This window comes from Blautia sp. HCP3S3_H10_2, assembly GCF_052122375.1.
Taxonomy (GTDB): domain Bacteria; phylum Bacillota; class Clostridia; order Lachnospirales; family Lachnospiraceae; genus Blautia_A.
This window is the reverse complement of the sequence record NZ_JBQKCL010000004.1, coordinates 291,211-314,827: the sequence shown is the minus strand read 5'-3', so window position 1 is coordinate 314,827 and position 23,617 is coordinate 291,211. Positions and strand designations below refer to the sequence as shown.

The 23,617-nt window shown below is 45.6% G+C and carries 22 protein-coding genes and 1 tRNA gene; 17 read left to right on the top strand and 6 right to left on the bottom strand.

From position 1 onward, the window contains the following. The first annotated feature begins 136 nt into the window (after positions 1-136). Positions 137-595: a DUF3990 domain-containing protein gene (locus tag ACTQWB_RS06330; protein ID WP_441500637.1), complete on the top strand. Its 459-nt coding sequence runs from the start codon at positions 137-139 to the stop codon at positions 593-595. 291 nt (positions 596-886) lie between these two features. Here the strand turns inward: ACTQWB_RS06330 and tnpC are convergent, their stop codons facing one another. Further along, entirely contained in the window at positions 887-1,627 is a 741-nt protein-coding gene (gene tnpC, locus ACTQWB_RS06325; protein WP_441500638.1) for an IS66 family transposase, read from the bottom strand. Between tnpC and ACTQWB_RS06320 the strand changes: the two genes are divergently transcribed. From ACTQWB_RS06320 to ACTQWB_RS06310, 3 genes are all read left to right on the top strand, one after another. After that, entirely contained in the window at positions 1,553-1,882 is a 330-nt protein-coding gene (locus ACTQWB_RS06320) for a hypothetical protein (protein WP_441500904.1), read from the top strand. The two genes, tnpC and ACTQWB_RS06320, sit on opposite strands and share 75 nt — an antisense overlap. Before the next feature lie 357 nt (positions 1,883-2,239). Continuing rightward, entirely contained in the window at positions 2,240-2,497 is a 258-nt protein-coding gene (hxsD, locus tag ACTQWB_RS06315) for a His-Xaa-Ser system protein HxsD (protein WP_441500639.1), read from the top strand. Positions 2,498-2,528: 31 nt separating this feature from the next. After that, positions 2,529-2,969: a His-Xaa-Ser repeat protein HxsA3 gene (locus ACTQWB_RS06310; RefSeq protein WP_441500640.1), complete on the top strand. Its 441-nt coding sequence runs from the start codon at positions 2,529-2,531 to the stop codon at positions 2,967-2,969. A 199-nt stretch (positions 2,970-3,168) separates the two neighbouring features. On the opposite strand, the gene ACTQWB_RS06305 is transcribed toward ACTQWB_RS06310, so the two are convergent. From ACTQWB_RS06305 to ACTQWB_RS06290, 4 genes are all read right to left on the bottom strand, one after another. Continuing rightward, positions 3,169-3,765 carry a hypothetical protein gene (locus ACTQWB_RS06305; RefSeq protein WP_441500641.1) on the bottom strand — a complete coding sequence of 199 codons (597 nt, stop codon included), beginning with the start codon at positions 3,763-3,765 and terminating at the stop codon, positions 3,169-3,171. Between the two features lie 123 nt (positions 3,766-3,888). Next, on the bottom strand, positions 3,889-4,692 hold the full coding sequence (locus ACTQWB_RS06300; RefSeq protein WP_441500642.1) for a CpsD/CapB family tyrosine-protein kinase: 804 nt from the start codon (positions 4,690-4,692) through the stop codon (positions 3,889-3,891). Further along, the gene (locus ACTQWB_RS06295) at positions 4,689-5,438 is read right to left on the bottom strand and encodes a YveK family protein (protein WP_441500643.1); all 750 of its coding nucleotides are present in this window, start codon (positions 5,436-5,438) and stop codon (positions 4,689-4,691) included. Before ACTQWB_RS06295 ends, ACTQWB_RS06300 begins: the two co-directional genes overlap by 4 nt. A 108-nt stretch (positions 5,439-5,546) precedes the next feature. Beyond that, positions 5,547-6,602, bottom strand: coding sequence for an LCP family protein (locus ACTQWB_RS06290; RefSeq protein WP_441500644.1), 1,056 nt, complete (start codon positions 6,600-6,602; stop codon positions 5,547-5,549). 281 nt (positions 6,603-6,883) lie between these two features. On the opposite strand from ACTQWB_RS06290, the gene ACTQWB_RS06285 reads away from it, so the two are divergent. The 3 genes from ACTQWB_RS06285 to ACTQWB_RS06275 all read left to right on the top strand — a co-directional run bounded on the left by ACTQWB_RS06285 (position 6,884) and on the right by ACTQWB_RS06275 (position 11,997). Further along, positions 6,884-8,266, top strand: a complete 1,383-nt coding sequence (locus tag ACTQWB_RS06285; RefSeq protein ID WP_441500645.1) for an exopolysaccharide biosynthesis polyprenyl glycosylphosphotransferase — start codon at positions 6,884-6,886, stop codon at positions 8,264-8,266. A gap of 18 nt (positions 8,267-8,284) precedes the next feature. Continuing rightward, positions 8,285-10,123: a glutamine--fructose-6-phosphate transaminase (isomerizing) gene (gene glmS, locus ACTQWB_RS06280; RefSeq protein WP_441500646.1), complete on the top strand. Its 1,839-nt coding sequence runs from the start codon at positions 8,285-8,287 to the stop codon at positions 10,121-10,123. A 203-nt stretch (positions 10,124-10,326) separates the two neighbouring features. Then, on the top strand, positions 10,327-11,997 hold the full coding sequence (locus ACTQWB_RS06275) for a selenocysteine-specific translation elongation factor (RefSeq protein WP_441500647.1): 1,671 nt from the start codon (positions 10,327-10,329) through the stop codon (positions 11,995-11,997). A 50-nt stretch (positions 11,998-12,047) separates the two neighbouring features. Here ACTQWB_RS06275 and ACTQWB_RS06270 read toward each other — a convergent pair. Beyond that, a tRNA-Sec gene (locus ACTQWB_RS06270) sits at positions 12,048-12,144 on the bottom strand. 238 nt (positions 12,145-12,382) lie between these two features. Between ACTQWB_RS06270 and plsX the strand changes: the two genes are divergently transcribed. The 10 genes from plsX to ACTQWB_RS06220 all read left to right on the top strand — a co-directional run bounded on the left by plsX (position 12,383) and on the right by ACTQWB_RS06220 (position 23,498). Then, positions 12,383-13,429 (top strand): phosphate acyltransferase PlsX, encoded by a 1,047-nt coding sequence (gene plsX / locus ACTQWB_RS06265; protein WP_441500648.1) that lies wholly within the window; start codon positions 12,383-12,385, stop codon positions 13,427-13,429. Between the two features lie 176 nt (positions 13,430-13,605). Then, positions 13,606-14,286: a ribonuclease III gene (rnc, locus tag ACTQWB_RS06260; protein ID WP_441500649.1), complete on the top strand. Its 681-nt coding sequence runs from the start codon at positions 13,606-13,608 to the stop codon at positions 14,284-14,286. Between the two features lie 20 nt (positions 14,287-14,306). Further along, complete coding sequence (gene smc / locus ACTQWB_RS06255; RefSeq protein ID WP_441500650.1) at positions 14,307-17,867, top strand: chromosome segregation protein SMC; 3,561 nt, start codon at positions 14,307-14,309, stop codon at positions 17,865-17,867. A 12-nt stretch (positions 17,868-17,879) separates the two neighbouring features. Then, positions 17,880-18,821 (top strand): signal recognition particle-docking protein FtsY, encoded by a 942-nt coding sequence (gene ftsY / locus ACTQWB_RS06250; RefSeq protein ID WP_441500651.1) that lies wholly within the window; start codon positions 17,880-17,882, stop codon positions 18,819-18,821. A gap of 42 nt (positions 18,822-18,863) precedes the next feature. Beyond that, positions 18,864-20,075 (top strand): threonine ammonia-lyase, encoded by a 1,212-nt coding sequence (gene ilvA, locus ACTQWB_RS06245; protein ID WP_441500652.1) that lies wholly within the window; start codon positions 18,864-18,866, stop codon positions 20,073-20,075. A gap of 43 nt (positions 20,076-20,118) precedes the next feature. Beyond that, the gene (trpS, locus tag ACTQWB_RS06240) at positions 20,119-21,180 is read left to right on the top strand and encodes a tryptophan--tRNA ligase (protein ID WP_441500653.1); all 1,062 of its coding nucleotides are present in this window, start codon (positions 20,119-20,121) and stop codon (positions 21,178-21,180) included. 74 nt (positions 21,181-21,254) lie between these two features. Next, positions 21,255-21,578 carry a YlxM family DNA-binding protein gene (ylxM, locus tag ACTQWB_RS06235; RefSeq protein ID WP_441500654.1) on the top strand — a complete coding sequence of 108 codons (324 nt, stop codon included), beginning with the start codon at positions 21,255-21,257 and terminating at the stop codon, positions 21,576-21,578. Positions 21,579-21,581: 3 nt separating this feature from the next. Beyond that, on the top strand, positions 21,582-22,934 hold the full coding sequence (gene ffh / locus ACTQWB_RS06230; protein WP_441500655.1) for a signal recognition particle protein: 1,353 nt from the start codon (positions 21,582-21,584) through the stop codon (positions 22,932-22,934). A gap of 55 nt (positions 22,935-22,989) precedes the next feature. Next, entirely contained in the window at positions 22,990-23,235 is a 246-nt protein-coding gene (rpsP, locus tag ACTQWB_RS06225; RefSeq protein WP_117852013.1) for a 30S ribosomal protein S16, read from the top strand. Between the two features lie 32 nt (positions 23,236-23,267). After that, entirely contained in the window at positions 23,268-23,498 is a 231-nt protein-coding gene (locus ACTQWB_RS06220) for a KH domain-containing protein (protein WP_441500656.1), read from the top strand. Positions 23,499-23,617 lie beyond the last annotated feature (119 nt).

The following is a 23,617-nucleotide window of genomic DNA, read 5'->3' as shown; positions in this document are numbered from 1 at the left end:
CCTATACCTGAATAATCATCCATGCACTGATGACCGGAAAGCGTGCACTGTATCGGCGGAAGCCATGCACTGAAACGCCGTGCAGTGTGCTCTATCTGGTCGGTATATACAATAGCGAAACGAGGTGAAATCAACTATGGAATTATATCATGCAAGCAAAGAAATTGTCCAATACCCAGAAGTCCGAAAAGCGAAATATACGAAAGATTTTTCCTGGGGCTTTTATTGCACCAATAATATGCAGCAGGCAATACGTTGGGCAAATCGTGGAATTGGTGAACCAATAATTAATTTTTATGAATATGAGCCAAATGATAGTTTAAATATACTGAAATTCCCAGAGATATCAGATGAATGGCTTGATTTTATTGCAAAATGCAGAAGTGGTGCAACTCACAATTATGATATTGTAGAAGGTCCTATGGCGAATGATACGGTTTGGAACTATGTAAACGATTTCCTGGCTGAAAGAATTAACAGAAAACAGTTTTGGGCTTTGGCAGAATTCAAGTATCCGACTCATCTGATTAGTTTCCATACGTTATCTGCCCTTAATTGTTTGAAATTTGTAAAAAGTGAGGTAATTTATGACTGAGAAGGAACGAAAGGAAAGCTGCTGGATTAAACGAAGCTGAAAAAGGTATATAGGCAAAAACATGGGGGAACCGCTATGGATAATATACAGATTCTTCGGGAGTGCTATTCCAGAGTCCTTTAATTACTGTTGTTGGCAGTGGACTATCCGTAAATCCTCAAACATGAGTACTGACCAGCAAAAATCCCCGCATTTTCAGCGGGGATTGAGCGGATTTTATGAAAATGATAAATGCATTAAAAATCAAGATTTTCTGTATTTACTTGGACATTCTTTCTGTACTCTGGGCAATCATGGAAGAAGATCATCAATAAAACTGAGGTCTTTATCCTCCATGTGCTGTGGAATCTCGGTGAGCAGCAGGTTGAAATACTCGAAAGTATTTATCATGTTTGCTTTTGCAGTTTCTACCAGGCTATACAGGATCGCACTTGCTTTTGCCCCGTTAGAAGATTCGATCAGTACAAAGTTTTTGCGGCCAATAGTAAAAGGCCGGATCGCCTGTTCGGCATAGTTGTTATCCATTGGGATATGACCATCAGATAAAAAGACACGAAGGTAATCTTCCTGATTTATGCTGTAAGCAAGAGCTTTGCCGATGGTGCTATTATGGGTCACCTGGGAGTATTTCTGCTTTGCCCATGCGAAATAAGCATCCACTTTTTCTGAAAGAACAAGCTGACGCTGTTTTTTTCGGTCTGATACAGGAAGATCATCAAAGGTATTGCCGATGTGCATGATCTCCGTGATCATGCTGTATGCCTCCTGGGAGATCGAGCCTTTGGCGGTGTCCTGGCCGACAGACTTTATAAATTCAGCAAAAGGTCTTCTGGCATGAACCCAACAGCCGGCAACTTTAAGATCGCGGTGTTCTTTTGCAAGCTTGTGATAGACCTGGTATCCGTCTGTGACTACAGTCCAGGAAAAAGTTTTCGGAAATTCACGGGGATATTCCGAATGACGGGAAGGCTGCCAGTCAAAGAGAACAACAGGATGTGTGCTGCGCAGAGGCCGGTTTCGGTAGACCCACATATAGGTCTTCTTACCGTGATTATGGATTATCAAGTACGTGTTGTTCCTCAAAGTTTTCCATTTTATATATTACTTTATAAAAAATATGGTGATCTTTATAGTATGATGGAAAAATGCATTGAAAAAGGTTTTTCCTCTGTAAAAATAGGAAAACATAGAAAAAATGAATTGAAAAAGGGCTTTAATAATTATAAAAAAATGTCAATAGAAAAAAAGAAGAATTTTTTTAAGATATACTTTAATACAAAGATGTAAATTAATTGAAGTTTAAGATTTATTTATTAACTTCTTTACATTAGAGTTATTTGGATGGATTGCGTAATTTGCTCGTTTCTTATCAAATTGTATTGAATATCAAAAAATCAGACTTCTGAGCCAATAACGCTAGAGAAGGAAATCGGTTGGGTTGAACGAAACTAAGACTGGCCTTTTAACATATACAAACAAAGTAATAAACACCAGAAAGGCGTTTATATGCAATAGCCGGCCAGGACGATATGAAAAATAGAGAAAAAACGTGATTTTATAAAGAAAAAGTATGATTTTTGTCGTTTGTTTTCGTATTATTAATAGTAAATAGCTGAATAATAAAGAACCGAGGTTTTGAAACATATGCTCAAATATGAAATGGACGAGGGTGGAACGATTACATTTAGTGTAAATTGTGAATTATATCCGTTGACAGCAATTTACCGGGCTGCTTATTTGTTTACGGACAGATACTATATTGGCCTTGACCGGAAGGATGAAAATTACATCATATCTTTTTCCGGGAAGAGTCAGACCGCAGATTACAAGGATGTGGGCAAATTCCAGAATGAGTTATTGAACCAGAGCATGCGGGCAGCGATAGGAAAAAAGGAAAATTAAAAAAGGTATATAGCAGAAAGAAGGTGAAGTAATGGATAAAGACAATTTATTTCCGCAGATCAAAAAAGGAATTGAGGATTTTATGAAGGAAGAGGAAGGGAATATTTCCAGATCCAAGGTTGCCATGATTGGTTCCATGATGGTAATTCTGGGAGTTATGCTTGCGGATGGCAATATCTATGCTGCCCATAGATCCCATAGTTCCCACTCTTCCCATAGATCTCACAGCAGCCATAGCTCCCATAGCTCCCATACTTCAGGCTCTCACAGTAGTCATGCGTCCCATTCTTCCGGAAGTCACAGCAGTCATGGTTCCCACTCTTCAGGAAGCCATAGCTCCCATTCTTCTGGAAGCTCCAGTTCAGGAGGCTTTTCTTCCGGGGGAAGTTCGTCGTCTGGCGGAAGCAAGTATACGGTAAGCCTGCCCAAAATGCAGGTTCCACAGGCAACACCTGATATGAATGTGCACTAGTGGGAAATACGAATATACGCCAGTGGGAAATACGAATATGCGCTAGTGGGAAATACGAATATACGCCAGTGAGAAATCCGAATATATGCTAGTGGGAAATACGAATATCCATTAGTGAGAAATATGAATCTCTTATAGTGAGAGAAATAGAAAAACAGCTTCCTGCGTGGTCAGGGAGCTGTTTCATTATACATCAAAATTATTTAACAGTAATCTTGACGAATTTGTTAACTGTCTTGTAGTTCTTAGTTCTGACAGTAACTTTGATCTGATAGGTACCTTTCTTGGTTCCCTTAGCAACTGTGATCTTGCCATTCTTGCTGACTTTGATCTTGGAGTTGTTTGTAGTATAAGTAACCTTAGCACCTTTTCTTGTTGTAGCTTTGATAGTACCGATTGATTTAGCTTTCTTCTTAACAGCCTTCTTGGTTGTGGAGAAGGAATCTTTCTTAAGAGTTACTTTCTGAGCTTTGGATTTGATTGTATAAGTGATTGTCTCTTTGTATCCGGCATATTTTCCTTTACCAGTGATGGTAACTTTGTATTTGCCGGCATTCTTGAAGCCCTGTTTGCTGTAAGTAACTTTGTAGTATTTTTTGTTGATTGTTTTGCCATTGGCATCTTTAACAACAACCTTAGGAGTCTGTTTCTTAGCATTGTAAGTTACAGTCTTCTTAGCAAGAGATGCGTTAAAGGATGTTTTTACAGGTGAATCTGCTGCAAAAACAGTTACGCTCATAAGGAGCATCATTACGGTAGCAAGTACAGTTACCGCAATTTTTTTGAATGATTTCATTGGTAACACCCTCTATTTCTTAATTTAATGTATTTGTAACTGCGATGAACAGTTACATGTATTTAATAAACGGCCTCCCCACGCAGACCAGTTTATCCACAAGAATTACATGGAATAGGATGACTAGTGATGCTTTCTTTTTCTGGAAGAGGAAGCATTGCTTCCGGTAGAAGAGTCTGCTTCCACTTGATTTTCCGCATCGGATTCTTTCTTCTTAGGTTCATAACCATAACCGTAGCCATAGCCGTAACCATATCCATATTTTCCATATCCATAACCGTATCCGCGGCCCTTTACATCTGCGCGGTTTAATACGGTCCCCAGAAGCTTACAGCCGGACTGCTGGATCTCGTAAAGAGACTGCTTGATCAGACTTCGGGGAGTAGTGCCGGCACGTACCACCAGAACAGCGCCATCACACAGGGAAGCGATAAGAGCTCCATCGGAAACACTGCCAAGTGGCGGGGAATCTATAATAACGAAACGATAGTTCTGGGAAAGAGTATCCAGCAGCTCTTTGAAGCGGATATCTTCCAGAAGAGCGGAAGGATTCTCCAGAAGCTGTGTACATGGAACCATGTATCCGTTAGGAATATTGGTGCTGTACACCACATCATCGTATTCTGCCATACCGGAAAGGTAGTGATTCAGACCTAATGTGGTATCATCGTCATAATCCATCTGGAAACGGGTTTTCATAACGGATTTACGAAGATCCACATCTACCAGTACTGTGGGAAAACCTGCTTCGGCCAGCATTTTCCAAAGGTAAGAGGAAATGGTACTTTTACCCTCGTTGGGCTGACAGCTGGTAAGAAGGATCTTGCGGGTATTTTTACCACAGAATTTAATATTGATACGAAGTCGGTTCATAGCTTCGGAAACTGCATAAGGAAGCTCCGGAAGCTGTACATTCAGCTGGTTCATTTCTTACGGCCTCTCTTTCTGCCTCGTCTGCGGTGCTGCTCTTCATCCATGTCTACCACCTGATCACTGTCAGGAATTGTGGTAAGAGGCACCAGGCCAAAATATTTCTCCATGTCATCTGCTGTATGAATGGTGTCATCCATCAGATATTTCACGGTAAAGAATGCTGCGCAGAGAAGGAAGCCAAGCAACGCACCGATCAGAGTGAATTTGGTATAGCTTGGGGCAACCTTATTCTCCGGAAGCTTGGCATGCTGTGCCAGGTTCGGGGCAAGAGTACTCATGGTCTCCGGGAGATAGTCAATGGCTTCTTCCGCCATAGTCTCAGCCAGCTGCTGGGCCATCTGTGGGTCAGTAGAAGTGGCTGTGATCTCCAGAATACGGGTATCGCTTGGGTTATTCAGGGAAAAGGACTTGGCCAGTTCCTCTGAAGTGGTGTCCAGACCTAACCGGTCAATGACACGGTTCAGTACCGGATAGCTGAGCATCAGCTGTTCATAGTCTGCAGTCAGGGAAGTACCAAGGTTCAGGTCACTTAAATTGACAACAGAATCATCTGAAGCTGATACAACATAAAGCTTGGAGGTAGACTCATAAGTAGGTGCGATCAAAAAATAGGAATATGCACCGAAGAGTACGGCACCTGCAAGCAGGCAGACCAGAAGATAGCGCCATTTGTCCAGAAGGGCATAGGCCAGATCCACAAGGTCAATCTCTACCTCGTCGTTTGTGAGTTCTTCGTTCATTTTAGGTCTCCTTAATTTAATATATTTTCTAACAGGAAAATTTTATTTCCCTATAAAAAACGAAATGATATATAAAAAATGATATTTTTCTATAAATCGGTAAATAATTTACTTCTTCTCTTTATAAAAAAGCGAAAGGATCACTTCCTGGAGACTGTCTTCATCAGGCGTGAAGGTCTGCCAGCCGTCTTCGTCAAAGCCGTCGGTTCCGTCGATGGTAAGCTTCTCTTCGTCTGTCTCATCGGAAAGCAGGAGAGCAAGACGGGAAAATTTCTTGGCACTGATGTTGGTGGTCATGTAATCCTCCATGGCGTGGTACAGATCCAGGGGGAAAGTCTTGTCTTCGCTGCATTTCGCCTGGAAGACAGGCTTGAAAGCCTGTTCATACTGGGCCTGGCGGTTCATACGGTTATCATTCAGCCCGTCACCAACGGTCTTACGCTCGCGGATGAAACGCTCGGCGTCCTCACCATGCAGGGTAACGGTCTGTCCCTTGATCAAAGTATCGCTGTCTGGAAAATCATCCTCTACAGTGACTGTCACACCACCTACCATGTCATTAACAATAGTGATGGCTCCCATATTTACCATAGCATAGCCGTCTATCTTATGACCGCCAAGAAGGGTGGAAACAGCATCTACTGTATTATCAGCCCTGGTCTGGTGATCCAGGCTCATGGCATGTGCCAGGGAAATCTGGGCGATATCAGTATCAATGTAGGTGCCGTCATCTTCAAGGCTGCGGATCGGTGTCATGGTATTGCGGTCGATGGTGAGAAGCTTACAGGTATCTGTGCTTCTGTCACGGACCAGTACGATAAGTACGTCACACTGGCCGGTACCGTCGTATTCTTTGATGTCCGTTACCTTGTCCGGAGAATCGATTCCTGCGAAAAGGTAGGTTTCAAGATTTCCCTTCGGTACATAGGTGACACCCTTGTATGTAATGGCATCGGGATCCTCCTGGGTGGAAGAAGTGCCCTGTGTGACGGTGTGATTGCCGGCGGAAGTAAGAACACCGGCTGTCAGTCCAATGCCAAGAACGCCTACAGCTAGTCCGACTGTAAGATATTTGAATTTCTTCTTATTATTATGGTCATGCCTGGTTGTATTGTTATGTCTGGAAGTTCTGTAATGACGCATGATTTCCTTTCTATAGATCATAAATCCCGACTGAATGCCAGATGGAATTTACAAAGAATTTACTGTCGATTAAATAGAATTTGTTAATATGTAAATGCTGCCAGGATCAAAAGATCAGAATCTGTGGCATAGCAATTCTCATAAAATATGTACTGATTTTATCACGCTTTATCTGAATTGGCAACCCGGTCATGTCAAATTTTGTCAAATTCAGGTGACGAAAAAAATCATTTTCCTCTGGGGATTTTTGTGCTATACTTATACAACGTATAGATTTCAGAGTAATTTTACTGGAGGAAAAAATGGAAAATCGCGAACGATATAAGAGACTGATTATGTTTTTGGCGTCAGCAGTGATCGTTACCATTGAGACCTTGCTTTTCGCCTATATCTGGTATAAATTTTATGCCCACAGGGACGTGATCGGCAGACGTTTTGCCAGAGGTAATCAGGTAATTATTGGCCTGTATGTGCTGATGGTCTATTTCTTTTATAAGATTTATGGAGGTTTTAAGGTAGGCTATCTGCGGGTATTTGAGGTGATCTATTCCCAGATATTATCGGTCTGCTGCGTGAATTTTATCACGTATCTGCAGTTATGTCTGATCGGACGCTGGCGCCTTGGTGAGCATCTTTCCCCTATGCTGGCTATGACCGGGATTGACCTGATCATTGTGGTATTATGGGTGGTCGGTATGCGTTTTGTGTATACCAGGCTGTATCCGCCCAGACAGATGCTGATGGTCTATGGAGGACGTGATCCTGGTGACCTTCGGAATAAATTTGAGACAAGGGAAGATAAGTATGCGATCAAAGAGATGGTACCTCTTTCCCTTGGACTGGATGAGATCAAGAAGCGGATTGACGGTTACCGGGCAGTGGTGATCGGGGATATTCCGTCCCATGAGCGTAATGTACTGCTGAAATATTGCTTCGAGAAGGATATCCGGTGTTATTCCATTCCGAAGCTTTCAGATATTATGCTGAGAAATGCAGATGATATCCATCTGTTTGATACCACACTTCTTCTTTCCCGTAATCTGCGGCTGACAGCTGAGCAGCTGTTTTTTAAGAGAGTGGTGGATATTGTGTTTTCCCTTCTGGGACTACTTATTGCATCCCCGTTTATGCTGGTGATCGCGCTGGCAATCAAGCTTTATGATGGAGGCCCTGTTTTTTACAAGCAGCCCCGTCTTACCCGGGATAAGAGAGTCTTCATGATCTTGAAATTCCGGAGCATGAAGATGGATTCCGAAGTAAAAGGGGCGCAGCTGGCGAAGAAAGAGGACGACAGGATCACACCGGTTGGCAGAATCATCCGCCAGATCCATTTTGATGAGCTGCCACAGATTTTTAATATTCTGAAGGGTGATATGTCTCTTGTGGGTCCCAGACCGGAGAGACCGGAGATCGCGGCGATTTACAGTGAGCGCATTCCGGAATTTGATTACCGCCTGAAGGTGAAGGCCGGACTTACCGGTTATGCCCAGGTTTATGGTAAATATAACACGACACCTTATGACAAGCTGAAACTGGATCTCACTTATATTGAGACCTATTCCCTGAGACTGGATATCAAGCTTCTCATGCTTACCTTCAAGATCCTTTTCCAGAAGGAGAATACAGAAGGGGTTGAGTCATGGCAGAAGACTGCAGGCCAGGAGAAGAACGAGGAGAATCACTGAGACTTAGGAGGAGATTTTATGTGTGGAATTGTTGGTTATGTAGGAGATGAGCAGGCAGCACCGATTTTGCTGACAGGTCTTTCCAAGCTGGAGTACCGGGGCTATGATTCAGCAGGTATCGCAGTCCGTAACGAGGAGACAGACAAGATTGCCATTGTAAAGGCAAAGGGACGTCTGAAAACCCTGATCGAGAAGACAGATGGCGGTTCAGCGGTACCGGGTACCTGTGGTATCGGCCATACACGCTGGGCGACCCACGGAGAGCCTTCTGAGACGAATGCGCATCCCCATTGTACAGATGACAAATCAGTTGTCCTTGTCCATAATGGAATTATTGAGAACTATCAGGAGCTGAAGACGAAGCTGCTTCGTTCCGGGTATAATTTTTATTCCCAGACAGATACAGAGGTTGCGGTAAAGCTGGTGGATTACTATTATAAGAAGACAGGGACACCTCTGGAGGCGATTTCCAGGGCTATGCTCCGTATTCGCGGTTCTTATGCCTTTGGCGTTATCTTTAAGGATTATCCGGGCAAATTATTTGCAGCCCGTAAGGACAGCCCGCTGATCATTGGCAAGAAGGAGAATGGAAGCCTGATCGCTTCTGATGTTCCGGCAATCCTGGATCAGACCAGAAAGGTTTATTATATTGGAAACCTTGAGATCGCAGAGCTTTCCCGTGATGAGATCCATTTCTACAACATTGACCGTGAGGAAATCCAGAAAGAGGTTGTGGAGATCCAGTGGGATGCGGCAGCTGCTGAGAAGGGTGGATACGAGCATTTCATGCTGAAAGAGATCCATGAACAGCCGAAAGCAGTCCAGGATACCATCGGTGCTTATGTGAAGGATGGCCATATTGATTTTTCAGAGACCGGCCTTACGGATGAGAAGCTGGCTTCCCTTAAGAGAATTTATATTATTGCCTGCGGTTCTGCTTATCATGTAGGTATGGTTGGCAAGTATGTCATTGAATCCATGGCAAAGATCCCGGTTGAGGTGGATGTGGCTTCTGAGTTCCGTTACCGTGACCCGATCCTTGTGGAGGATTCCATGGTGGTGATCATTTCCCAGTCTGGTGAGACTGCGGACAGTCTGGCTGCCCTTCGTCTTGCCAAGGAGAGAAATGTGCCGGTACTTAGCGTGGTCAATGTGGTTGGCTCCAGCATTGCAAGAGAGAGCGATTATACATTATATACTTATGCAGGCCCTGAGATTTCCGTTGCCACCACCAAGGCTTATAGTACCCAGCTGATCGCTATGTATCTGCTGGCAATCCAGAGTGCATTGGTACAGGGCAGATTAGAGGAGAGCCGTGTAGAGAGTCTTCTTGCCGAGATGGAGACCCTTCCGGATAAGATCAGCCGTGTGCTGGATGACAAGGAGCGTATCCAGTGGTTCGCCAGCAAATACGCCAATGCCCATGATATTTTCTTCATCGGACGTGGAATCGATTATGCCATCAGCATGGAGGGCAGCCTGAAGATGAAGGAGATCAGTTATATTCATTCAGAGGCATATGCTGCCGGTGAGCTGAAGCACGGAACCATCAGCCTTGTGGAGGATGGTACTCTGGTGATCGGTGTGATGACCCAGAAGGATCTGTTTGAGAAAACCCTCAGCAATATGGTCGAGGTCAAGAGCCGTGGAGCCTACCTGATGGGGCTGACCAGCTATGGCAATTACAGCATTGAGGATACTGCTGATTTCTCTGTATATGTTCCGAAGACAGAGAAATACTTTACCACCAGCCTTGCGATCGTACCGCTGCAGCTGATGGGATATTATGTCAGTGTTGCCAAGGGACTGGATGTGGATAAGCCGAGGAACCTGGCGAAATCGGTTACGGTGGAGTAGTTCTTTTACAGAAAAAATCAGATTGTTATTAAAAAGGATAAAAATACAAAGAACAATCAGACATATGCTAAAATAGTTATAAACAAAAAAGGCAACGCGGAGAATTTTCTTCTCCGCGTTGTTTCTATAACCAGAGCATGTTTGTCATATAGGATTTTTTGAGATAACACGAATTTCATACAAGAATGGTGAAACAGAAAGATATGGAAATAAAAAAGTATAGCATTATAGGCACCGCCGGGCACATTGACCATGGTAAAACCTGCCTGGTAAAGGCACTGACAGGTACAGACACGGATCGTCTTGCAGAAGAGAAAAAACGTGGAATCACCATTGAGAATGGTTTCGCGTTTCTAAAGCTTCCAGATGGGACGGAAGCGGGAATCATCGATGTGCCGGGGCATGAAAAGTTCATAAAGAATATGCTGGCAGGTGCGGGCGGAATTGATATTGCCATGCTGGTGATCGCTGCTGACGAGGGTGTCATGCCCCAGACCAGGGAGCATCTGGAGGTTCTTTCCCTTCTTGGTATCAGAAAAGGTGTAGTAGTGGTTACAAAAGGTGACCTGGAGTGGAAAGACGGGCTGGAGAGAGAAATCCGGGAGCTTGTGCGGGGGACCTTTCTGGAAAATGCGGATGTAGTGGTGACCAGTGCGGTGGATAGACAGGGTGTGGAAGAGCTTCGGAATGTGCTTTGGAAGCTGTGTGAGATGGCTGAAGGTAGTATGAGCCAGATGGAAACCAGTATGAATCGGCCGGAACCTGGCAGGAATCAGTCGGAAACCTATCTGAACCATCCAGGATTCCGGCTGCCTATTGATCGTGTATTTTCCTTAAAAGGGTTTGGGACAATTGTAACTGGGACTTTATTAGATGGATGTCTGGAAAATGATTCGGATATTATGCTGTATCCCCGTGGTGAGAAAGTTAAAATCCGTAGCATTCAGGTTCATGGACAGGAAATCATTCAGGCATTTCCAGGACAGCGTGTGGCAGTAAACCTGCCTGGAATCGGGAAGGAAGACATTTCCCGGGGAGAAATCCTGGCAGCAGCTGGAAGCATGGAGAGCACCATGATGGCTGATGTGCGGCTGCACTTGCTACAGACGGCACATCGCGCTTTAAAAAGCGGCAGCCGGGTTCATTTTTATCATGGGGCAGCGGAACTGGTGTGCAAAGTGATTTTGTTTGACCGGGAAGTGCTAAAACCTGGGGAAGAAGCGGTGGTTCAGCTTCGGATGGAGCAGGCGGCAGCCATGAAGGCTGGCGATCATTTTGTGATAAGATTTTATTCACCTGTAGAAACCATAGGTGGAGGCATCATTCTGAATCCAAACGCAGTAAAGCGACGGAGAAAGCAGAAAAAAGCGGGGGGCGATATTGCCAGACAGATACAGCAAGGAAAGCCAGAGAGCAACAATGCCAGACAGACGCAGCAGTGCATGACAGGAAGCGGCACTGATAGGCAGATACAGACAACAAAATCAGAAAATATTGCCGGGCACCCTGTATTTACGCACTTACAGGAACTCTATCTGAAATCCGGTTTTGCGCCGCCTGGTACTGCTGATGTGAAAGCTGCCTTTTCCCGGGAAAAAGACTTTTCCCAGGTGTTTTTTGCCATGGTACGGAGTGGTATTCTTGTACGGTTTGATGAAAAACATTATATGCATTGGGAAAACAGGCAAAAGGCGCTGGATATGGTGCAATTATTATATAAGGAAAAAGGAGTGATCCTGACTGGCGAATTCCGTGATCGTCTGGGAATTTCCCGGAAATGTGCGATCACACTGCTGGAAGGATTTGATAAAGAGCGGATCACCGTGATGGAAAATGGGGTGAGAAAGATCACAAAAGGACAGCTTCCCAGGTGAGTCCTGATGATCTGATGAAGAAGGTGTTATTTAAAAAATGTGCTGTTTTCTGGCGGGAACATATGGGAATCGAACCCATCCGGGACGGGATTAGCGCCCCACACTGGTTTTGAAGACCAGGAGGCACACCGGCACCTATCTGCTCCCAGTGAGAGTATAGCGGAGTTTGCCGGAAGCGTCAAGAGAGTTACGGTTTAACCCTGTTCATAGCAACACGCGACCTTTCCAGGATTGCCTATTGACTTAGCAGGGGCAGATAAAGTAGAATAGACTTATTCGAGTATAATCGGATTTTTACATTATTGAATTGCAGTGCTAAAGCGCACCGCCGGATGTTCATAAGTAATTTTATATGAGACCAGGCGTGCTTTAAAAGGAGAAAAATATGGCAGAGACAGTCAGAGTAGTAGTAGATGCCATGGGCGGGGATAACGCCCCGGCAGAGCCTGTGAAAGCAGCTGTGGAGGCTGTTACCGAGCGTGAGGATATTGTTGTGATCCTTACCGGTAAGCAGGATGTGATCGAGAATGAGCTTGGTAAATTTCAGAATTACCCCAAAGAAAGAATCCAGATAGTGAATGCTACAGAGGTGATCGAGACAGCAGAGCCTCCAGTAGTAGCCATCCGTAAGAAGAAGGATTCTTCCATTGTGGTAGGCCTGAATCTTGTGAAGAAGCAGGAAGCAGAGGCATTTGTTTCCTCCGGAAGCTCAGGCGCCATTTTGGTAGGCGGCCAGGTGATCGTTGGAAGAAGTAAAGGGGTACAGCGTCCTCCGCTTGCACCGTTGATTCCTACAGAGAAAGGTGTTTCCCTTCTGATCGACTGTGGCGCCAATGTAGATGCCAGACCGGATCATCTGGTACAGTTTGCGAAGATGGGCTCCATTTATATGGAAGATGTAGTTGGAATCAAGAATCCACGTGTGGCGATCGTGAATAATGGTGCAGAGGAAGAGAAGGGAAATGCACTGGTGAAGGAGACATTTCCACTTCTGAAAGAGTGTCCGGGGATCAATTTCATCGGAAGCATTGAGGCAAGGGACATTCCGGCAGGTTATGCAGATGTGATCGTCTGCGAGGCATTTGTTGGAAATGTGATCCTGAAGCTTTACGAAGGACTTGGAAGTACCTTTATGAAGATGATCAAGGCAGGACTTATGAAGAACACAAGAAGCAAGGTAGGCGCCCTTCTTGTGAAGCCGGCGATCAAAGAGACCATGAAAGCATTTGATGCAAGTGAATATGGCGGAGCACCTCTTCTGGGACTTAAGGGATTGGTTGTGAAGACACACGGCAGCGCCAAGGCTGTGGAGATCCGTCACGCTATTTTCCAGTGTGTCCAGTTCAGACAGCAGAAGATCAATGAGAAGATTGCTGCACATATGGTGGAAGAGACCCATACATCTGAAGAGATGCACACAGAAAAAGCTTAAAAAAGGTTACGTAAATGGCTTTCATTTATGGTGATGTCTGCGTAAGCAGACATGTCCGTTTAGTAAGAGAAAGAGCCAGAAACAGTAACAAAAGAAGTACTGGCAGACAGAAATTTTCCCGGCAAAGAACTGCCGGAGAGATGTTTGTCTGTCAGAGGGAAGGAAGTTTATTTATTATGGAAAAAAAGTTAAAAGCATTGGAAAAACGGATCGGTTATGAGTTCAAGAATAAGAATCTTCTGATCCTTGCACTGACACACAGCTCCTATGCCAATGAGAAGAAGCTTGGCAAGGCAGGCTGTAATGAGCGTCTGGAATTTCTGGGAGATGCAGTGTTAGAGCTGATCAGCAGTGATTTCCTTTACAAGAAATACACGCAGATTCCGGAGGGAGAGCTGACGAAGAAGAGAGCCAGCCTGGTCTGCGAGCCAAGTCTTGCTTATTGTGCAAGGGATTTTGGACTGCCCCAGTATCTGCTCCTTGGCAAAGGTGAGGACATGACTGGCGGAAGAAACCGCGACTCTATCGTTTCCGATGCAACAGAAGCTTTGCTTGGAGCTATTTATCTGGACGGTGGTTTTGCTAGTGCAAAGGAGTTCGTTCTGAAATTTATCCTGAACGATCTTGAGAATAAGCAGCTCTTTTATGATAGCAAGACCATCCTGCAGGAAATCGTACAGGAGAAGGGCACTCACCTTGTAGAGTACCGTCTGATAAAGGAAGAAGGCCCGGATCACAATAAGAGCTTTACGGTGGATGTCCTTGTCAGCGGTCAGGTAATGGGTACCGGTGTGGGACATACCAAGAAGGCAGCAGAGCAGGAAGCTGCTTACCAGGCAATCCGTAAGATGAAATAATTGGACAAGGATTCGGATATATGTATTTAAAAAATATTGAAGTGCACGGGTTTAAGTCCTTTGCGCAGAAAATCAATTTCGAATTTCATAACGGAATTACCGGAATCGTAGGACCAAATGGAAGTGGAAAAAGTAATGTCGGTGATGCGGTGCGCTGGGTTCTTGGTGAGCAGAGTGCCAAGCAGCTTAGAGGCGGAAATATGCAGGATGTTATTTTTTCCGGTACAGAGACCAGGAAGCCGTTAAGCTTCGCATCTGTTGCCATTACCCTGGATAACAGCGACCATAAGCTGCCGGTAGATTTTAATGAGGTTACTGTAACCAGAAGGCTTTACCGCTCCGGTGAGAGTGAGTATCTGATCAATGGAAGCGCCTGCCGTCTGAAGGACATTAACGAGATGTTCTACGATACAGGTATTGGTAAAGAGGGCTATTCTATCATCGGACAGGGTCAGATCGATAAGATCTTAAGTGGTAAGCCGGAGGAGCGCCGTGAGCTTTTTGACGAGGCAGCCGGAATCGTGAAATTTAAACGTAGAAAGGCTACCACCATCAAGAAGCTGCAGGATGAGCAGGCCAATCTGGTGCGTGTTACCGACATCTTAAGTGAGCTTACCAGACAGTTAGGCCCGTTGGAGCGTCAGTCTGAGACTGCCAGGATCTATCTTGCCAAAAGGGATACCTTAAGGGAACTGGATGTGAACAGCTTCCTTCTGGAGAATGAGGAGACCAGCCGGGAATTAAAAGAGCTGGATGCCAAGAATACCCAGGCCACAGAGGAACTGGAAGAGAATCAGAAGGCTTATGAGCAGACCAAGGTGGAATATGACCGCCTGGAGGAAGAACTGGAGCAGCTGAATTCCCAGATGGACCAGCTTCGTGAGGAGACCCAGAATAAGGCAATCCGCAGACAGCAGCTAGACGGTGAGATCAAGGTGTTAAGAGAGCAGATCTCTGCCGGAGTCCAGAATGAAGAACATTATAAGAGCCGTTTACAGACCATAGAATCCGACTTAAAAGAGCGCCAGGAAGCACTGGAGAGCCAGGAAGCAGAGAAATCCCAGCTTCATGCAGCTCTTCTGGAAGCGAAGAAGCGGCAGAAAGACGAAGAGGATCGTCTTTCAAATATCCAGGCACAGATTGAGGAATGCACCCAGGCTGTGGAGAATGGTAAGAATGAGATCATTGAGCTTCTCAATACCCGTGCTACCACAAGAGGAAAAGCCCAGCGCTTTGACACCATGATGGAGCAGATCGATATCCGTAAAGCCGGGATCAGCCAGAGACAGCTTCATTTGAAAACAGAGGAAGCACAGCAGCAGAGCGAGCTGGAGAAGGCAAAGGAGAAATTCCAGGGAATCACAGCGCTGATCCAGGATATGAATGCTGAGTGCCAGCGCCTGGATAATGAAGTACATAAGATCACAGATGAGTTAAAAAAGCAGAACAGCCAGATGGAAGTTGGACAGAGTGCATATCACCGTGAAGCTTCCAGACTGGAATCGTTGAAGAATATTACCGAGCGTTACGACGGCTATGGGAACAGTATCCGCCGTGTGATGGAGCAGAAGGACCGGGTACCGGGAATCCGCGGTGTTGTAGCGGATCTGATCCAGGTAAATAAGGAATATGAGATCGCCATTGAGACCGCTCTTGGCGGCAGTATCCAGAATATTGTCACAGACAATGAGCAGACAGCCAAGCACATGATCGAATTCCTGAAGAAAAACCGGTTCGGCCGTGCCACGTTCCTTCCTCTTAACAGTATCAATACGAAGAGTGGTTTTACCCAGAGAGAGGCATTAAAGGAGCCAGGCGTGATCGGACTTGCCAGTGAGCTGGTAACCACAGGTGCAGAATATTCCGGGCTGGCGACTTACCTTCTTGGAAGGGTGCTGGTGGTAGACCACATTGATCATGCCATTGCCATCGCGCGCAAATACAGACACAGCCTGCGTATGGTAACCGTAGAGGGAGAATCTTTCAGCCCGGGCGGTTCTATGTCAGGTGGTTCTTTTAAGAATAACAGTAATCTTCTGGGACGCCGCCGTGAGATCGAGGAGCTGGAATCCAGTGTGAAGGCGCTGCGCAAGGACATGGACGATATGCAGAAGGCAATCGATGATAACCGGAGCAAGCGCAACGTTATGCGGGATACCATCGCAGATCTGCAGGAGAAGCTGCGCCAGCAGTATGTTGCCCAGAATACTGCGAAAATGAATATTAACCAGGTAGAAGCCAAGACGAAGGAAATCCAGGCTGGCTATGGGGAAATCCAGAGGGAACAGATGGAGATCCGCCGCCAGGTGGAAGAAGCAAAGGCAGATCATAGTAAGATTGCCGAAGAATTAAAGGCTTCTGAACAGGATGAGAAAGAGCTGGAGACATTTATCCAGAATAAGCAGAAGGAATTAGAAGACTGGAAAGCAGATGAGCAGGAGGTTTCCAGGAAACTGGAGGCCCTTCGTCTGGAAGCAAGTACCGCCCAGCAGAAGGAGAGCTTCGCACAGGAGACTCTTGACCGTCTGAATCATGAGATGGAAGCCCTTCATCAGGAGGAGACAGATATTCACCAGACTCTGGAGCTTGGAGGCGAGGAGAATGAGAGGAAGCGTCAGTCTGTAGAGAATCTGGAGGCTGTGATCACGGCCCTTGCAGAGGATGAGACCAAGGCAAAAGCCCAGATGGAGAGCTGGCAGGCTGTGAAGGATGAGAAAAACAGCAGCCATAAGGCATTCTTTGAGAAGAGAGATGAGCTTTCCGGCCGGATTTCCCTTCTGGATAAAGAGTGTTACCGTTTAAAGAGCCAGATCGAGAAGCTGGAAGAGCACAGGGAATCCCAGATTTCCTATATGTGGAATGAATATGAGATCACCCCGAACAATGCCCTTCAATATAAAAAAGAAGAGCTGAACGATCTGAAAGCAATGAAAAAAGAAATTGCCCAGGTGAAGGATGAAATCCGTAAGCTTGGTAATGTTAATGTAAATGCGATTGAGGAATATAAGGAGATTTCAGAACGTCATGCTTTCCTTTCCGGGCAGTACGAGGATCTGAAGACCGCAGAGGCACAGCTTGAGAATATTATCCAGGAGCTGGATGAGGGAATGCGTAAGCAGTTTGCGGAAAAATTCCAGGATATCCAGCGGGAGTTTGATAAGGCGTTTAAGGAGCTGTTCGGCGGCGGTAAAGGTACGCTGGAGCTTGAAGAGGACGTGGATATCCTGGAGGCAGGAATCCGTATCATTTCCCAGCCGCCAGGCAAAAAGCTTCAGAATATGATGCAGCTTTCCGGTGGTGAGAAAGCGCTGACTGCCATTGCCCTGTTGTTTGCCATCCAGAACCTGAAGCCATCTCCGTTCTGTCTTCTTGATGAGATCGAGGCGGCTCTGGATGATTCCAACGTAGGACGTTTCGCAGGTTATCTCCAGAAGTTGACGAAGAACACCCAATTCATTATAATTACACATAGACGTGGTACCATGAATGCTGCAGACCGGCTTTATGGTATTACCATGCAGGAAAAAGGCGTTTCTACACTGGTTTCCGTTGACCTTGTGGAGAATCAGCTTACGCAGTAAGGAGGAGAGGAAATGGCAGAGGAAAAGAAAGGCTTTTTTAAAAGACTTGTCAGTGGACTGACAAAGACCAGAGATAATATCGTGGCAGGATTTGATTCTCTTTTTACCGGCTATTCTTCAATAGATGATGATTTTTATGAGGAACTGGAAGAAATCCTGATCATGGGTGATATTGGTATCAATGCCACCACATCTATTCTGGAGAAGCTGAAAGAGCAGGTAAAGATCCGTAATATCAAGGATCCTAAGGAGTGCAAGGAGCTTCTGATCGATACCATCAAGGATCAGATGACAGTGGACAGCACAGAATATGAGTTTGAGAACCGCAAATCCGTAATTCTTGTAATCGGTGTCAATGGTGTTGGTAAGACAACTTCCGTGGGTAAGCTTGCAGGCAAACTGAAGGACCAGGGCAAAAAGGTTATCCTTGGAGCAGCAGATACATTCCGTGCGGCAGCAGGGGAGCAGCTGACCCAGTGGGCGAACCGTGCCGGTGTGGAAATCATTGGCGGTCAGGATGGGGCAGACCCGGCGTCCGTTGTCTATGATGCAGTGGCAGCAGCCAAGGCACGTAATGCGGATGTGCTGATCTGCGATACCGCGGGAAGACTTCATAATAAGAAGAATCTTATGGAGGAGCTTCGCAAGATTTACCGCATTCTGGAGAAGGAGTACCCGGAGGCTTATCTGGAGACTCTGGTGGTTCTGGATGGAACCACAGGACAGAATGCACTTGTACAGGCGAGACAGTTTGCTGAGGTGGCAAATGTAACCGGTATCATTCTGACGAAGCTGGATGGTACAGCCAAGGGCGGCATTGCAGTTGCCATCCAGTCTGAGCTTGACATTCCGGTGAAATATATCGGTGTCGGTGAGAGCATTGACGACTTACAGAAATTCGACGCGAATTCTTTCGTAGATGCGCTGTTTGATATCCATCCGGAAGAGAATTGACAAAATGACATTTCAAAAAGAGACAGCAGGAGGAAAATAAAAATGCTTACATTAGAGAGTTTTGAAGAAGCGGCAGAAATAGTTAAGCAGGTGACCCAGGAGACCAAGCTGGTGAAGAGCAGCTATTTCTCTGAACTTACTGGAAATAAGGTTTTCTTCAAACCAGAGAACATGCAGAGAACAGGTGCCTATAAGGTACGTGGAGCTTATTATAAGATCAGCACTCTTTCCGATGAAGAAAGAGGAAAAGGCCTGATCACTGCTTCCGCAGGAAATCATGCACAGGGCGTTGCCTATGCAGCACACAAATACGGTGTGAAAGCGGTAATCGTTATGCCCACCACGACACCTCTTATTAAGGTGGAGCGTACCAAAGGTTACGGCGCAGAAGTAATCCTTCACGGGGATGTATATGACGAGGCATGCGCGTATGCCCTGGAGCTGGCAGAGCAGGAGGGATATAGGTTCATTCATCCATTTGATGACCCGGCAGTTGCCACAGGTCAGGGTACCATTGCCATGGAGATCATCCAGGAGCTTCCGCTTGTAGACTACATTCTGGTTCCAATCGGTGGCGGTGGACTTGCTACAGGTGTTTCCACACTTGCCAAGCTTCTTAATCCTCATATTAAAGTAATCGGTGTTGAGCCTGCTGGGGCTGCCTGCATGAAGGCTTCCCTGGAAAAGGGCGAGGTTGTCACACTTCCTCATGTCAATACCATTGCAGATGGTACTGCAGTACAGACTCCTGGTTCTCATATTTTCCCATATATCCAGGAAAATCTGGATGGAATCATCACTATTGAGGACGACGAGCTGATCGTTGCATTCCTTGACATGGTAGAAAATCACAAGATGATCGTTGAGAACTCCGGTCTTTTGACTGTTGCAGCACTTCGCCACCTTGATTTTAAGAACAAGAAGGTTGTTTCTATCTTAAGCGGTGGAAATATGGATGTTATCACAATGTCTTCTGTAGTACAGCATGGTCTGATCCAACGGGACAGAATCTTCACAGTATCTGTACTGATCCCGGATAAGCCAGGTGAGCTGGTACGTGTTGCTTCTATTATTGCGGAAAAACAGGGCAATGTAATCAAGCTGGATCATAACCAGTTTGTAAGCACCAACCGTAACGCGGCAGTAGAGCTGAAGATCACTTTGGAGGCATTTGGTACCGATCATAAGAATCAGATCGTGAAGGCACTTGAGACTGCAGGCTGCAGACCGAAGGTGATCCGTGCAAGTCTTTAATAAAAAATGATACAGTGTAAATATAAGGAGTAGCAAACAAACTATGAAGAAGGTAATTTTAACAGGAGACCGTCCTACCGGACGTCTTCATGTGGGACATTATGTAGGTTCCTTATCGGAGCGTGTGAAGCTTCAGAATTCTGGAGATTATGATGAGATTTACATTATGATCGCAGATGCCCAGGCCCTGACTGACAATGCAGAGCATCCGGAGAAGGTGCGCCAGAATATCATCCAGGTAGCACTTGACTATCTGGCATGTGGGATTGATCCGGAGAAATCCACCATTTTTATTCAGTCCATGGTTCCAGAGCTTACAGAGCTTACGTTCTATTATATGAATCTGGTTACGGTTGCCCGTGTACAGCGTAACCCTACCGTAAAATCCGAGATCCAGCAGCGTAATTTTGAAGCAAGCATTCCGGTTGGTTTCTTCTGTTACCCGATCAGTCAGGCGGCAGATATCACAGCTTTCCGTGCTACCCAGGTTCCGGTTGGAGAGGATCAGCTTCCGATGCTGGAGCAGTGTAAGGAAATCGTACACAAGTTTAATACCGTATATGGAGAGACTCTTACTGAGCCTGAGATCGTGCTTCCATCTAACAAGGCCTGCCTGCGTCTGCCGGGTATTGATGGCAAGGCGAAAATGAGTAAATCCCTTGGAAACTGTATCTATCTTTCTGATGAGGCAGACGAAGTGAAGAAGAAAGTCATGTCCATGTTTACAGACCCGAATCATCTTCGGGTACAGGACCCTGGAAATGTAGATGGCAATCCGGTATTTATTTACCTGGATGCGTTCTGCAAGCCGGAGTATTTCCCGGAATTCCTTCCGGATTACCAGAATCTGGATGAGTTGAAGGATCATTATAAGAGAGGCGGACTTGGGGATGTTAAGGTAAAGAAGTTCCTGAACAATGTTCTCCAGGCTGAACTTGGCCCGATCCGTGAGCGCCGTAAAATGTGGGAGCAGCGTATTCCGGATGTTTACGATATCTTAAGAGAGGGCAGCAAAGTGGCAGAAGCGAAAGCAGCTGAGACTCTTAAAGATGTGAAGGCATCTATGAGAATCAATTATTTTGATGATGACAGCCTGATCCAGTAAGATGTTTTACTTTGTAAAGAAAAAATACTTGACACAGCTTGCAAAATACGTTATGATACCCAAGGTGATAACGAATGGAAAAGTTTGTAGAACGTACTTTACTCTATGATTTTTACGGAGAGCTTCTTACGAAGAGACAGCAGCAGATCTACGAGAGCGTGGTTCTGGAGGATTATTCTTTAAGTGAGGTTGCAGAGGAACTGAATATCAGCCGTCAGGGCGTGCATGATATGATTAGACGCTGTGACAAGGCATTAGAGGGATATGAAGAGAAGCTGCATTTGGTAGAGAAGTTTGTGAATATCCGGGGACAGGTACGGAAGATACATGAGCTTGCATCCGGATATCACGCTGATGATATAGTGGCAATATCCAATGTTATTTTAGAGGAGTTATAATTCATGGCATTTGAAAGCTTGACAGATAAACTTCAGAATGTATTCAAGAAGCTTAGAAGTAAAGGCCGTCTGACAGAAGAGGATGTTAAGATCGCTCTTAAGGAAGTTAAGATGGCACTCCTTGAAGCGGACGTTAACTTCAGAGTTGTGAAGCAGTTCACAAAGTCTGTACAGGAACGTGCAGTTGGACAGGACGTGATGAACGGACTGAACCCAGGCCAGATGGTCATCAAGATTGTTAATGAAGAGCTGGTTAATCTTATGGGAAGCGAGACTACAGAGCTTCCGATTAAGCAGGGAAATGATCTGACTGTTATCATGATGGCAGGTCTCCAGGGTGCTGGTAAGACGACTACCGCAGCCAAGCTTGCAGGTAAGATCAAATCCAAGGGTAAGAGACCTCTTCTGGTAGCCTGTGATGTATACAGACCGGCAGCGATCACACAGCTGCAGGTAAATGGTGAGAAACAGGGCGTGGAAGTCTTTACCATGGGTGACAAGCAGAGCCCGGTGGACATTGCCAAGGCAGCAGTAGCCCATGCCAAGGCGAATCAGCAGAATGTAGTGATTATTGATACAGCAGGACGTCTTCATGTTGACGAGGACATGATGCAGGAGCTTGCTGATATTAAGTCTAATATTGAGGTGGATGCTACAGTTCTTGTAGTAGACGCCATGACAGGACAGGATGCAGTCAATGTAGCCCAGACCTTTTCAGAGAAGGTTGGAATTGACGGTGTGATCCTGACCAAGATGGATGGTGACACAAGAGGTGGTGCAGCCCTTTCCATCAAAGCCGTGACAGGCAAGCCGATCCTGTATGTAGGTATGGGTGAGAAATTATCCGATCTGGAGCAGTTTTATCCAGAGAGAATGGCATCCCGTATCCTTGGTATGGGAGATGTAATGAGCCTGATCGAGAAAGCTGAGGCAGCTGTTGATCAGGAAGCAGCTCAGGAGATGTCCAAGAAGCTGAAGAAGATGGATTTTGATTTCAATGACTATCTTACCAGCCTTGAGCAGATGAATAAAATGGGCGGTATTTCCAGTATCCTGAATATGCTCCCGGGAATGGGAAGCAAGATGAAGGATGTGGAGAGTATGATCGATGAGAAAGCAATGGACAGAACGAAGTCCATTATCCTTTCCATGACTCCACAGGAGCGCTCCAATCCGGGAATCCTGAATATTTCCCGTAAGAACAGAATTGCTAGAGGTGCTGGTGTGGATGTTGCAGAAGTCAATCGCCTTGTGAAGCAGTTTGAGCAGAGCAAGAAGATGATGAAGCAGATGCCGGGCCTGATGGGCGGCGGCAAAATGGGTGGTAAAAGAGGCGGCTTCAAGCTTCCTTTTTAACATATAATAATCAAATTAAACTAATAAAGAGAAAGTAAATTGGAGGAAAATTAAAATGGCAGTTAAGATCAGATTAAGAAGAATGGGACAGAAGAAAGCACCTTACTATAGAATCGTTGTTGCAGATTCCCGCAGCAAACGTGATGGAAGATGTATCGAAGAGATCGGTACTTATGATCCGAACCAGGAGCCAAGCGTATGCAAGGTTGACGAAGAAGCAGCTAAGAAATGGCTTGCAAACGGTGCTCAGCCTACAGAAGTTGTTGCTAAGATCCTGAAACAGGCCGGAATCGAGAAATAATCGAATTATCTTGCAGGCCAGGGAGGTGTGTAATGAAAGAATTAGTAGAAGTAATTGCAAAATCTCTTGTTGAAAATCCGGATGAAGTAGTCGTTACCGAAACAGAGAAGGACGATGCTGTTGTCGTTGAATTGAAGGTGGGAGCATCTGATATGGGTAAGGTAATCGGTCGCCAGGGCAGAATCGCCAAGGCAATCCGTACCGTAGTGAAAGCGGCTTCTTCCAAAAGCAGCAAAAAAGTGATTGTAGATATTCTGCAATAATAAGCAAGATATATGGCAGGAGCTGTGGAGACATGGCTCCTGTTTTTACTATGAAAGTCCTGTGCGGCAGCCATGAATCCAGCATGCTTGCATGATGGATTTATGGATATCGCACAGGC

What these genes read in the sequence shown, in the direction of transcription:
- ACTQWB_RS06330 (WP_441500637.1), top strand. Translation starts at nt 137, where the DNA reads ATGGAATTATATCATGCAAGCAAAGAAATTGTCCAATACCCAGAAGTC.
- ACTQWB_RS06320 (WP_441500904.1), top strand. Translation starts at nt 1,553, where the DNA reads ATGACGGGAAGGCTGCCAGTCAAAGAGAACAACAGGATGTGTGCTGCG.
- tnpC (WP_441500638.1), bottom strand. Translation starts at nt 1,627, where the DNA reads ATGTGGGTCTACCGAAACCGGCCTCTGCGCAGCACACATCCTGTTGTT.
- hxsD (WP_441500639.1), top strand. Translation starts at nt 2,240, where the DNA reads ATGCTCAAATATGAAATGGACGAGGGTGGAACGATTACATTTAGTGTA.
- ACTQWB_RS06310 (WP_441500640.1), top strand. Translation starts at nt 2,529, where the DNA reads ATGGATAAAGACAATTTATTTCCGCAGATCAAAAAAGGAATTGAGGAT.
- ACTQWB_RS06305 (WP_441500641.1), bottom strand. Translation starts at nt 3,765, where the DNA reads ATGAAATCATTCAAAAAAATTGCGGTAACTGTACTTGCTACCGTAATG.
- ACTQWB_RS06300 (WP_441500642.1), bottom strand. Translation starts at nt 4,692, where the DNA reads ATGAACCAGCTGAATGTACAGCTTCCGGAGCTTCCTTATGCAGTTTCC.
- ACTQWB_RS06295 (WP_441500643.1), bottom strand. Translation starts at nt 5,438, where the DNA reads ATGAACGAAGAACTCACAAACGACGAGGTAGAGATTGACCTTGTGGAT.
- ACTQWB_RS06290 (WP_441500644.1), bottom strand. Translation starts at nt 6,602, where the DNA reads ATGATCTATAGAAAGGAAATCATGCGTCATTACAGAACTTCCAGACAT.
- ACTQWB_RS06285 (WP_441500645.1), top strand. Translation starts at nt 6,884, where the DNA reads ATGGAAAATCGCGAACGATATAAGAGACTGATTATGTTTTTGGCGTCA.
- glmS (WP_441500646.1), top strand. Translation starts at nt 8,285, where the DNA reads ATGTGTGGAATTGTTGGTTATGTAGGAGATGAGCAGGCAGCACCGATT.
- ACTQWB_RS06275 (WP_441500647.1), top strand. Translation starts at nt 10,327, where the DNA reads ATGGAAATAAAAAAGTATAGCATTATAGGCACCGCCGGGCACATTGAC.
- plsX (WP_441500648.1), top strand. Translation starts at nt 12,383, where the DNA reads ATGGCAGAGACAGTCAGAGTAGTAGTAGATGCCATGGGCGGGGATAAC.
- rnc (WP_441500649.1), top strand. Translation starts at nt 13,606, where the DNA reads ATGGAAAAAAAGTTAAAAGCATTGGAAAAACGGATCGGTTATGAGTTC.
- smc (WP_441500650.1), top strand. Translation starts at nt 14,307, where the DNA reads ATGTATTTAAAAAATATTGAAGTGCACGGGTTTAAGTCCTTTGCGCAG.
- ftsY (WP_441500651.1), top strand. Translation starts at nt 17,880, where the DNA reads ATGGCAGAGGAAAAGAAAGGCTTTTTTAAAAGACTTGTCAGTGGACTG.
- ilvA (WP_441500652.1), top strand. Translation starts at nt 18,864, where the DNA reads ATGCTTACATTAGAGAGTTTTGAAGAAGCGGCAGAAATAGTTAAGCAG.
- trpS (WP_441500653.1), top strand. Translation starts at nt 20,119, where the DNA reads ATGAAGAAGGTAATTTTAACAGGAGACCGTCCTACCGGACGTCTTCAT.
- ylxM (WP_441500654.1), top strand. Translation starts at nt 21,255, where the DNA reads ATGGAAAAGTTTGTAGAACGTACTTTACTCTATGATTTTTACGGAGAG.
- ffh (WP_441500655.1), top strand. Translation starts at nt 21,582, where the DNA reads ATGGCATTTGAAAGCTTGACAGATAAACTTCAGAATGTATTCAAGAAG.
- rpsP (WP_117852013.1), top strand. Translation starts at nt 22,990, where the DNA reads ATGGCAGTTAAGATCAGATTAAGAAGAATGGGACAGAAGAAAGCACCT.
- ACTQWB_RS06220 (WP_441500656.1), top strand. Translation starts at nt 23,268, where the DNA reads ATGAAAGAATTAGTAGAAGTAATTGCAAAATCTCTTGTTGAAAATCCG.